The organism is Achromobacter sp. EB05 (assembly GCF_044232075.1).
GTDB classification, from domain to species: domain Bacteria; phylum Pseudomonadota; class Gammaproteobacteria; order Burkholderiales; family Burkholderiaceae_B; genus Achromobacter; species Achromobacter dolens.
Genome location: NZ_CP155917.1, coordinates 4,218,609 through 4,229,085, shown reverse-complemented (window position 1 = coordinate 4,229,085; position 10,477 = coordinate 4,218,609). Strand labels below are relative to the sequence as shown.

Here is a 10,477-nt window from a genome sequence, read left to right as displayed (position 1 = left end):
GTCAACCATGACGCGACAGCCGCCAGATGCGATAGGGTTGTTCGGGAGACAGCGCCACTTCGCGGGCGCCGCCCCGCCAGGTTTCGCGCCGTTCGGCCAGTAGGTCCTCGGCCACCATCTCGGCGGCCCACGGCGGGCAGAAGAGCGCGTAGGGCGGTTCGATGCGGGCCGTCTGGGCGTGGAACGGGTCCAGGCTGATCGCCGCCAGGATCACGTTGCCCTGTCCGGGCGTGGCCTTGGCGAACGCGATGACGCGCGCATTGCCGCTGGCGGCCAGCGTCAGGCCGCGGTGGCTCTGCAGGGCGGGGTTGGCGCGGCGAAGCTGGTTCAGGCGGGCGATGTCGGCGCGGATGTTGCCGGGTTGGCGCCAGTCGCGCGGGCGCAGTTCGTACTTCTCGGAGTCCAGGTATTCCTCCTTGCCCGGCACCGGCGCGGCCTCGCACAGTTCGAAGCCGCTGTAGACGCCCCACAGCCCCGAGCCCAGCGCGGCCAGCGCCGCGCGGATCAGGAAGCCGGGACGGCCCGAGGTCTGCAGGAACAGGGGGTTGATATCGGGCGTGTTGACGAAGAAATGCGGCCGGAAGAAATCCGCCGCCGGCGGCTGCGAGATCTCGCGCAGGTAGTCTTCCAGCTCGGCCTTGTCGTTGCGCCAGGTGAAGTAGGTGTATGACTGCGTGAATCCCACCTTCGCCAGCCGGTACATCATCTTGGGGCGGGTGAAGGCTTCGGACAGGAACAGCACGTCGGGATGGCGCGCGTGGATTTCGGCGATCAGCCACTGCCAGAACGGCAGCGGCTTGGTGTGCGGGTTGTCGACGCGGAACGTGCGCACGCCCTGTTCCGCCCAGAACAGCACGATGTCGCGCAGGGCGCGCCACAGCCCGAGCTTGCGCGCGCGCTTGGGCGCGGGGCCGTAGAACGACACGTTGACGATGTCCTGGTATTTCTTGGGCGGATTCTCAGCGTAGCGCAGCGATCCGTCGGGCCGCCACGAAAACCAGTCCGGGTGCTGCGCCAGCCAGGGGTGATCGGGCGAGCACTGAATGGCGAAGTCCAGGGCCATTTCCAGGCCGTGGGCGCGCGCCGCGTGTACCAGCCGCAGGAAATCCTCCAGCGTGCCCAGTTGCGGTTCGATGGCGTCGTGGCCGCCGGCGGCCGATCCGATCGCGTAGGGGCTGCCCACGTCGTCCGGCCCGGCCTGCAAACTGTTGTTGCGGCCCTTGCGGTTGGACCGGCCGATGGGGTGGATCGGCGGCAGGTACAGCACGTCGAAGCCCATTTCGCGGATGTCGGGCAGGCGCGCGATCACGTCGTCGAACGTGCCGTGGCGGCCCGCCTCGGTCGCCTGGGAGCGCGGAAACAATTCATACCAGGCGGCGTGGACCGCGCGCGGCCGGTCGACCCAGACGGGATGGGGGGCGGACAGCGACTCGAACGGATGGCTGTCCAGGCCGCGCATGGCCTGCGCCAGCGCCGGGCTGAGCAGCAGCGCAATCTGCTCGGCGTCGGGCTCGTCGCCCTCGCGCCGCGCGGCGCAGGTCTTGATGGCGCGCTTGAGCAGGCCGGCGCCGGACGCGCCGTCCATGCTGGCGCGCTGGTCCGCCTCGCGCAGTAATTGCAGCCCTTCCTCGCGCTCGAGCCGCAGGCTGGCGCCGGCGGCGTGCTTGACCTCGAACTCGTGCTGGAAGGTGGCCCAACTGTCGTACCAGGCGACGATCTGGAAGGTGTGCGGGCCGATCCGGCTTGGGCGGAAGGCGGCCTGCCAGCGGTCGTTGCCGGCCGGAACCATCGGCACGCTGCGCCAGCCGGGTTCGTCGTCGGCGCGCCAGCGAAGTTCGGCGGCGAGCTGGTCGTGGCCGTCCATGAAGATGTCCGCCCGCACCTCGACCTGTTCGTGGACGCTGCATTTGACCGGAAAGCCGCCGCCGTCGACGGCGGGCGCGACCTGCTCGATGGCGATGCGCGCCTGGGCGCCTTCGGCGCGCGCCGGGGCCGCCATCCGTGGCGCCGCGCATATCGGCGGGGCCGGGGACAGCAGATAACGGGCATGGCCTGCGGGCGCCAGGATGCCGTCGGCTGGCGCGCCGTCCTGGGGGGATAGCTCGCCGGGCGGCAGCAGGCCGGCGGCCAGGTCCCGGTCCAGGCGCGCGGGGGCCTGGTCGTCGGGATTGAGCGCGAGCAGATCCGCGCCCTCGGCGGCCGTCTCGCGCAGCACCAGGGTGGCGCCGCCGTCGCGGCCCACGACGATCCGGGGCGGGGCGGTGGCATGGGCCTGCCGCAACCAGGCATTGACCTGGGGGGCGCCGCCGGCCTCGCCGATGTCGTCGGCGAGCCAGCCGCAGCCGCTCAGGGCCGCGGTCCAGGCGCGCCGCGGATCCGCCCGGGGCGCCGCGGCGCCCGCGGGCGGGGCGTCCAGCGCGCACGCGGGGGCGATGATCGGCGCGATGGCGCGCAGGCGATCGTACTCCTCGGCCAGCCAGGGCGCCCGGTAGTCCCACCAGGGCAGCGATGAGAACACGCCGTCAAAGCCAGCGTCGTGCAAGCCCGCCAACGCCGCGGGCGCCAACCCCGGGGTCCAGGCCAGGGCGCGCAGTTCGCCGTCGGCCTCGCGCGAGGGCGCGAACAATGCCCGCCAGGCCTGCGCGTCCAGAACCGGGGGCACGTGCACCACATAGCCGCCCACCCCGGCGCGCGTCCAGCGCCGCAGGCGCTCGGCCCAGGCGGCCACGAAGCCCGCCGGCGGGCCGTCGCGCAGTTGCCTCACGCCGTGCTCGGTGACTGGCAGGCGCGGGTCGCGCGCGGGGGCGTCGACGGGGTCGCGATACCAGGCGGCGGGGGCCGTGGAGTCGCGGGCCTCGCGCGCCACGCGCTGCAGCTCCAGGCGCAGCAGCAACGTCAGGCCGTGGTCGGCGGCGCTGCGCGCGTCGCGCGCCAGCCGCGTTGCGAGCGGCTCGACGCCACCGTCGGCGGCGGCGTGGTCGGCATCGACCGGCGCCAGCGTCCGCGCGCCCGGCGGGCAGAGCCAGGGCACGGGCGCCAGCACCGCGGTGAAACCGGCGCGGCGCACGCTCGCCAGCCACTGCTCGCGCGCCCCGTCGTCCGACGCCGGCGGCAGGCCGGCGCGCGCGTAGTGGATGCGAGGCAGGCCGGCGTTGTCAGGCAGGGCGTGCGGCTTGGCCATGGCGGATTCCTACTGCGGCAGCGGGGCCGTGAGGGAAGCGCCCTGATGCGCGCGACGCACCGGGCGCGCGGCGGCTTGCGCGGGCTGGCGCGCCGGGGCGGCCGCTTGCGCCTGGGTGCCGCTGAGCGCGTGGAACAGCGCCAGGTATTGCGCCACCGCCGGCCGCCAACTGAAGTCCGCGGTCATGGCGTTGCGCTGCATCGCGCGCCAGACGGTCGCGTGGCTCCGCAAATGGACCGCGCGGGCGATGGCGGCGGTCATCTCGGCGGGCGTGCTGCCGTCGAACAGCACCCCGGTGGCGCGGGTCATGGCGGTCAGCGGCTGTTGCGGACCGGGGTCTTCGATCGTATCGGCCATGCCGCCGACCCGCGAGCCGATCGGCAATGTGCCGTAGCGCATGGCATAGAGCGGCGCCAGGCCGAACGGCTCGAAACGGCTGCCATGCAGCAGCAAGTCGCCGGCGGCGTGCAAGCGGTGGGCGCCGGCCTCGTCATAGCCGATGCGCACCGCGCAGCGTCGGGGATAGCGCTGGCCCAGTTCGCGCAGCGCGTTTTCCAGGTGTCGTTCCCCCTGCCCCAGCACCGCCACCTGCAGTTGCGGATGCGCGTCCAGGGCCTGCGGCAGGGATTGGGCGGCGACGTCTGCCATCTTCTGGCCGGTCAAGCGGCTGCACATGATCAGCAGCACCGCCTGGGGGTCTTCCTGCAGACCGTATTCGTGCTGCGTGGCGGCCTTGCACAAGCGCTTGTTGGCCAGGTTGGCGGCGCCGTAGCGCAGCGCGCCGAGATGCGGATCGCGCGTGGGGTTCCACAGTTGGGTGTCGATGCCGTTGGGAATGGCCAGCACGTCGGCCACGCGCTCGCGCAAGAGGCCATCCAGCCCGCAGCCGAATTCGGGGGTCAGGATCTCGCGGGCGTAGCGTTGGCTGACGGTGGTGATGCGATCGGCGTGGCGGATGCCCGCCTTCATGAAATTCAGTTGGCCCCAGGCCTGCGCCCCTTGCTCGCCGCAGAAGGGCGCCGGAATTCCCAGCGCCGGCGCCGCCTCGATCGGCGCCTGGCCCTGGAAGGCCAGGTTGTGGATGGTCAGCACGCTTTTCACGTCCTGCACCCGTGCCGCCCGCAGCAGCAGCGGCGTCAGGGCCGCGTGCCAGTCATGGGCATGCACCACGTTGGGGCGCGGCAGGCCGGGCAGCCCCTGGGCGACGCGCACCGCCGCGTGGGCCAGGGCGGCGTAGCGCAAGGCATTGTCGGCGTAGGGTTGGCCGCCCTCGTCCAGGTACAGGCCGTCGCGGTCATAGAGCGCGTCGTTTTCCAGCAGCAGGAACGACAACCCGGATTGGGGACATTCGCCGGCCAGCAGCCGGGCGTCGCCGCCGGGCAAGCCGGCCAGATGGGCCACCGGGCGCGTCGATTGCAGCCGCCGCGCAACGCCGCGATAGGCGGGCAACAGCAGCGTCGGTTGGGCGTGCGCCTGAACCAGCGCGCGCGCCATGCCGGTGATGGCATCGCCCAGGCCGCCGGTCTTCGCCAGGGGGAAGGCTTCCGCCGCCACGATGAGGATTCTTGGTGTCGTCATGCTCGCTCCGGAGTCGGCGGACGGTCCCGGGAGCCGGGGCCACATCCGCAAGACTCATCGCCAAGCAAGTGCCATGCCCGCGGGCGCCGCGGCGGGCGCGCGGGTCTATGTGGACGGTCGTGCGTCGTTGTTGCCGCTGGTTTGTAATCATGGCGCGCGCGGCTGGCTGGTATCCGCCGGCGGATGGTGCCTGCGCCAACCGAGGCGCGCCTCGACCGCGGCGAACGCCAGCAGCGCCAGGCATAGCGGCGCCAGCGCATACAGCGCCCGGTAGCTCAACGCCGCGCCCAGGATTTCCGCCGCCGGCAGCCGCGATGACAGGGCCGCCACGAAGATCGCCTCGGTGGTGCCGAGTCCGCCCGGCACGCGGGTGACCACCGCCGCGAAGCTGGTGCACAGGAGCACGCCCAGCACCACCGGATAGCTGACTTTGGCCTGTAGCAGCACGTACATGATGGCCCCCATCAGCAACCACGACAGCGCCGCCGTCACGCTCTGCAGGACCGCCATGCGGCCGCCCGGCAGCGTCACGCGCTGCCCCATCCAGCGTGCCACGCGGCGGGTGGCGCGGGCGCAGATCCAGACATAGAGGGGGGCCATGGCGAGCAACCCCAATCCCATCAGGCGCAGCACGCCGCCGCCGATGTCCCAGCCGGCCGGCAACACGATCGCCCCGCTGGCGAACACCGCGCCGGCCACCCAGGCATAGCCGATCCAGTTGGACACCGCCGAGAACACCGCCACGCGGGTGGCGGTGGCCTTGCGGCAGCCCAGCCGGGCATACAGGCGCAGACGCGTGCCCAGGCCGCCCAGCAGCACCCCCAGGTTCAGGTTCAGCGCATAGCTCAGCAACGCCACGCCCAGCACCTTGGGCCAGGGCAGGCGATGGCCGGTGTAGCGGCGGCCCAGCAGGTCCAGGGCGGCGTAGGCGAGGTACGCCGGCACCACCAGGGCGGCCGCGAGGAGCAGCGTCTCGCGGGGGATGCGGCGCACGGCCTGCCACACGCCGGGCCAGTCGACCGAGCCGCCGAAATACCCCAGCAGGCCCAGCGCCAGCGCCAGCACGATCCATGGCAGCACCCGCTTGATGCGTGGCCAGCGGCGCCGGGCCGCGCGCACTAGGGGGGCGCGGCGCAGGTTCATCGCGCGTCGCTCTGGTGATGGCCCGCGCCGTTGACGGTCCGCAGGCGCGGCTTGTGCGCGGGCAGCGCGCCGGCCCAGGCCGGGAAGCGGCGCAGGAAGTGGAACACCACGACCCCGACCCAGAGCCGGCGCAGGCGCCGCCGCGAGTCCGGCCGCATCCGTACCCGTTTGCAGTCCTGGGCGATGAGGCGCTCCAGGCTGTCGCGCAAGGCGGCGTTCAGGGCGCTGTCGCGCGCCACCACATTGGCTTCCAGGTTCAGGGCGAGGCTGAGCGGGTCCAGGTTGCTCGAGCCGATGGTCGACCAGTCATCGTCGACGCAGGCGACCTTGGCGTGCAGCGGGCGCCGGCAGTATTCGAAGATCTCGACGCCGGCGTCGATCAGGTAGTCGTACAGCATGCTGGCGGCCAACTGCGCCACCAGCATGTCGGGTTCGCCTTGCAGCAGCAGCCGCACGCGCACGCCACGGCGGGCGGCGTTGGCCAGGTCGCGCAGCAGGCGATAGCCTGGAAAGAAGTAGGCGTTGGCGATCAGCACGTCATGGCGCGCCGAACGCAGGCCGGCGCGGTAATAGCGTTCGATGTCGGTGCGGTGGGCGTGGTTGTCGCGCACCACCAGCCGGCCGCCGCCGTCGCCCGCGGGCATCGCTTCCAGGGGCGCGGGCCGACGCCGGCGGGGCGGGTCCGCGCCGAGCGCGGCCCGGGCATGGTCGGCGATATCGGCGGCCAGCGGACCGTCCACGCGCACCGCATAGTCCTGCTTGGCTTCGGGGCCGTAGTCCGGCAGATGGTCGGCCGAGAAGTTGATGCCGCCCACGAAGGCGCAGGCGCCGTCCACCGCCACGACCTTGCGATGCATGCGGCGGAACAGATTGGTGCGCACGCCCAGCAGCCGCGGGCGCGGGTCGAACAGGTGCACGCGCGCGCCGGCGCCGGTCAGCGGCGCCAGGAATTCCTCTGACAGAAGGTCCGAGCCGTAGCCGTCGACCAGCACGTCGACGCTGACGCCGCGGCGCGCGGCGGCGATCAGGGTATCCCGCAGATCGCGGCCCACCGCGTCGTCGAAGAGGATGAAAGTCTCGATCAGCACTTCGCGGGTGGCGGCCTCGACGGCGGCGCGCACCGCGGGAAAGTAGGCCTCGCCGTTTTCCAGCAGCGTGTAACGGTTGCCGCTGCGCCAGCCATTCGGGGGCAGCGTCATAGCGCGACTTCCGCGGCGATCGGCACGTGGTCGGACAGCCCCGCCCACACCCGCGAGGCCAGCGGCACGGGCCGCCAGTCGCGCACATTGCGCACGTAGATGCGGTCGAGCCGCAGCAGGGGCCAGCGCGCCGGGAACGTGCGGGCGGGTCGGCCCAGCCGCGAAGTGAAGACTTCCCACACCTGGCAGTCGCGCAGCAGGCCATCGGCCTGCTGCCGCCAGTCGTTGAAATCGCCGGCGATCAACAGCGGATCGCCGGCCGGCACGTCGCGCGCCACCAGGCGGCACAGGCTGGCGATCTGGCGGGCGCGATGCCGGGCGCGCAAACCCAGGTGGACGCAGATCGCATGGACTGCGCCGGCGCGCCCCGGCAGTTCCAGCACGCAGTGCAGCAGGCCGCGGCTTTCGTGTCCGCCGACCGTCACGTCATGGTTCTCGAAGCGCGTGATCGGGTAGCGCGACAGCACCGCATTGCCGTGGTGGCCCGCCGGATAGACGGCATTGCGGCCGTAGGCGAAGTCGCGCCACAGCGTATCGGCCAGGAATTCATACTGCGACGCCGCCGGCCAGCGCGGCGCGGCGCGCGCGGCCATGGCCTGGTGTTCGCCCACCACTTCCTGCAGGAAGACCAGGTCCGGAGCGGCCATGCGCAGGGCGTCGCGCAGCTCATGCAGCATGAAGCGGCGGTTGAAACTGGTGTAGCCCTTGTGGATATTGACGGTCAGGAGCGTCATCGGGACGATCGGTGCGGGCAATGGCCTCTCCGGCGAAACGGGATCCTGGCCGGGGAGCAAGTCCCGTGCCCGGCGCGCTTCGCCCTACAGCCCCAGTCCCAGCAGCATCAGGAACGCGCCGAACAGGACAAAATGGGTCATGCCTTCGATCGCGTTGGTCTGGCCGTCGTTGAGGTTGATGGCGGCCACCAGCAGCGTCACCAGCATCATCAGGGTCTGCAGCGGCGTCATGGCGATATCGATGCGCTGGCCCGATATCAGCGCCAGCGCCTCCATCGCGGGCACGGTCAGGATGACCGTCGAGAGCGAAGCGCCCAGGGCGATGTTGACCACCGATTGCATGCGATTGGCCAGCGCCGCGCGCAGCGCCGTCAGCATTTCCGGGGCGGCCGAGATGCCGGCCACGATCAGCGCCACCAGGCCGGCGGGCACGTCGACGCCAGCCAGGCTGCGGTTCAACGAGTGCGACATCAGTTCGGCCAGCGCGCCCACCGCGATGATGCCGGCCGCCATGACGCCGATGGACTGGCGCCGGGTCGGATAGCCGGAGGCGGGCGGCGGCCGGCGGGTCTTCTTGTCGGGATAGCTGTAGCTGAAGAAATAGCTGTGCGGGCCGGTCTGCATGCGCAGGAAAACCCCGTACAGCAGCAGCATCACCACGATGGTGAAGGCGCTGTAGGCGCGCCAGCTTTCCCCGGGGACGAATTCCGGGATGATCATCGACACCGTGACGGCGGTCAGGATCATGACGCTGTAGGTGCGCGCGGAATCGTCGTTGTAGGCCTGCTCGCCGTGCTTGAAGCCGCCGATCAGGGCGGCCACGCCGAGGATGCCGTTGATGTCCAGCATGACCGCCGAGTAGATGCTGTCGCGCACCAGGGTGGGCGAGCCGGCCTTGGACGAGACGATGGCCAGCACGATGACCTCGACCAGCACCGCCGACAGCGTCAGGATCATGCTGCCGTAGGGATCGCCCAGCTTTTGCGCGATGCGTTCGGCATGGCGCGCCACGCTCAGGGAAGCCGCCAGGATCGCCGCCACCAGTATGGCCGTTTCGAGCAGGCCGGCCGCCCGTCCGTAGTCGGCCAGGCGGGCATCCGCCGCGAACCCCGCCATCGCGATGGCGCAGGCCAGCAGCAGGAATTTCTCGGACTGCAGAATGGATTTCATCGGGTTTCGGCGGACCGCAACAGTGCGAGGCTAGCACGCGTCGGGCCGCGTCGGGGCGGGCAGATGGGCACGCGGCTTGCTGGAAAGAAGCGCCGCGTCCGACAGGAAGGAGTCCCATGACCAGCAATCGCGTGCCTCGGCGCAAGCCGTCGTCGAAACGAGCGCCCCGCCCGCGCGGGGGCGAACGGGGCAATGCCGTTTCCCGCTTCTTCGATCATTTTGCCGCCCGGGTCACGAAGTGGACCGGGTCGCCCGTGGCGTTCGGGACGGCGCTGCTCGCGGTGCTGGTCTGGGGGCTTTCCGGTCCGGCGTTCGGTTATTCCGAAACCTGGCAACTGGTGATCAACACGGGCACCACGATCGTCACCTTCCTGATGGTGTTCCTGATCCAGCAGAGCCAGAACAAGGACAGCGAGGCACTGCATCTGAAGCTTGACGAGCTGTTGATCGCGCTGCACGGCGCCGACGAGGGACTGGTCGATGCCGAGCGCCTGGATGAAGACAAATTATTGGCGCTGGCCGCGGCCTGCACCGCTCGCGCCCGATCGCAACGGCGCCAGCGCACCCGCGATCCCGACGAAGCCGGCCGGCACCGGTCGGCACGGCGATTGCTGGACAGGTCCCGGCGGCCGCGATCGCGGCCCGCCCGCCAACCCGACAGGAGTCAGCAATGACGCAGAAGACCTTGCAGGATCTATTCATCCATGAACTTTCGGACATCTACAGCGCCGAGAAACAACTGACCCGGGCGCTGCCCAAAATGGCGCGCGCCGCCAGCGACGCCAAGCTCGCCGAGGCGTTCACGTCGCACCTGGAGGAGACGCGCGGACAGGTCGAACGCATCGACAAGATCGTCGAGGCCGCCGACTTCAGGCTCAAGCGCGTCAAATGCGCGGCGATGGAGGGCCTGGTGGAAGAGGGCCGCGACGTCATCGAGGACGTCGAGAAGGGCCCGGTGCTGGACGCCGCGCTGATCGCGGCCGCGCAGAAGGTGGAGCACTACGAGATCGCCAGCTACGGCACCTTGTGCACCTTCGCCAAACAACTGGGTCACGACGATGCGCTCGCCTTGCTGAAAGAGACGCTGGCCGAGGAAAAGGCCGCCGACGAAAAACTCAACACGCTGGCCCTGGAGCAGGCAAACGTCAAGGCCGCGCGCGCCGGCAAAGCCGCATAGGCCGGCCGACCCGTCCGACAAGGAGACCGCCATGGCGAACGCCACCAAGCATCCAGACACCGGCGAATCCGGACGACGCCGGCAGCCGGCGCGGCCGGACCAGTCGCCCGCGGAATCACCGGATCCGCCGGTCCGCGAACAGGACGCCGACCGCCATGGACGCTGGCCGCCGGGCGGCCTGCCCAATCCCATGCCGGACGTCGACCCGCAACAGACTCCCGGCATCGACCGGCTCGGCGATGCCGGCCCCGAGCGACGCGCTTGGCTGCGCGGCTGGCGCGCACTTTAGGAATCC

General features: G+C 71.0%; 9 protein-coding genes. 3 read left to right on the top strand and 6 right to left on the bottom strand.

Going from position 1 to position 10,477, the window contains the following annotated elements:
• Position 1: 1 nt before the first annotated feature.
• From AAID08_RS19215 to AAID08_RS19190, 6 genes are all read right to left on the bottom strand, one after another.
• Positions 2-3,181 (bottom strand): alpha-1,4-glucan--maltose-1-phosphate maltosyltransferase, encoded by a 3,180-nt coding sequence (locus tag AAID08_RS19215; protein ID WP_395756788.1) that lies wholly within the window; start codon positions 3,179-3,181, stop codon positions 2-4.
• 9 nt (positions 3,182-3,190) lie between these two features.
• Positions 3,191-4,759, bottom strand: a complete 1,569-nt coding sequence (gene glgA / locus AAID08_RS19210; protein WP_336235305.1) for a glycogen synthase GlgA — start codon at positions 4,757-4,759, stop codon at positions 3,191-3,193.
• Positions 4,760-4,906: 147 nt separating this feature from the next.
• On the bottom strand, positions 4,907-5,902 hold the full coding sequence (locus tag AAID08_RS19205; protein ID WP_395756787.1) for a lysylphosphatidylglycerol synthase domain-containing protein: 996 nt from the start codon (positions 5,900-5,902) through the stop codon (positions 4,907-4,909).
• Positions 5,899-7,101 (bottom strand): cardiolipin synthase ClsB, encoded by a 1,203-nt coding sequence (gene clsB, locus AAID08_RS19200; protein ID WP_175143198.1) that lies wholly within the window; start codon positions 7,099-7,101, stop codon positions 5,899-5,901. Before clsB ends, AAID08_RS19205 begins: the two co-directional genes overlap by 4 nt.
• Positions 7,098-7,856, bottom strand: a complete 759-nt coding sequence (locus AAID08_RS19195; protein WP_395756786.1) for an endonuclease/exonuclease/phosphatase family protein — start codon at positions 7,854-7,856, stop codon at positions 7,098-7,100. Before AAID08_RS19195 ends, clsB begins: the two co-directional genes overlap by 4 nt.
• A 63-nt stretch (positions 7,857-7,919) precedes the next feature.
• Positions 7,920-9,005, bottom strand: coding sequence for a calcium:proton antiporter (locus AAID08_RS19190; protein ID WP_054502970.1), 1,086 nt, complete (start codon positions 9,003-9,005; stop codon positions 7,920-7,922).
• A 116-nt stretch (positions 9,006-9,121) separates the two neighbouring features.
• On the opposite strand from AAID08_RS19190, the gene AAID08_RS19185 reads away from it, so the two are divergent.
• From AAID08_RS19185 to AAID08_RS19175, 3 genes are read left to right on the top strand one after another with little or no spacing between them, the layout of a single operon-like run.
• Positions 9,122-9,679 (top strand): low affinity iron permease family protein, encoded by a 558-nt coding sequence (locus AAID08_RS19185; protein ID WP_395756785.1) that lies wholly within the window; start codon positions 9,122-9,124, stop codon positions 9,677-9,679.
• Positions 9,676-10,182, top strand: coding sequence for a ferritin-like domain-containing protein (locus AAID08_RS19180; RefSeq protein WP_395756784.1), 507 nt, complete (start codon positions 9,676-9,678; stop codon positions 10,180-10,182). Before AAID08_RS19185 ends, AAID08_RS19180 begins: the two co-directional genes overlap by 4 nt.
• A 31-nt stretch (positions 10,183-10,213) precedes the next feature.
• Positions 10,214-10,471 carry a hypothetical protein gene (locus tag AAID08_RS19175; RefSeq protein ID WP_336235309.1) on the top strand — a complete coding sequence of 86 codons (258 nt, stop codon included), beginning with the start codon at positions 10,214-10,216 and terminating at the stop codon, positions 10,469-10,471.
• The last annotated feature ends 6 nt before the right edge of the window (positions 10,472-10,477 follow it).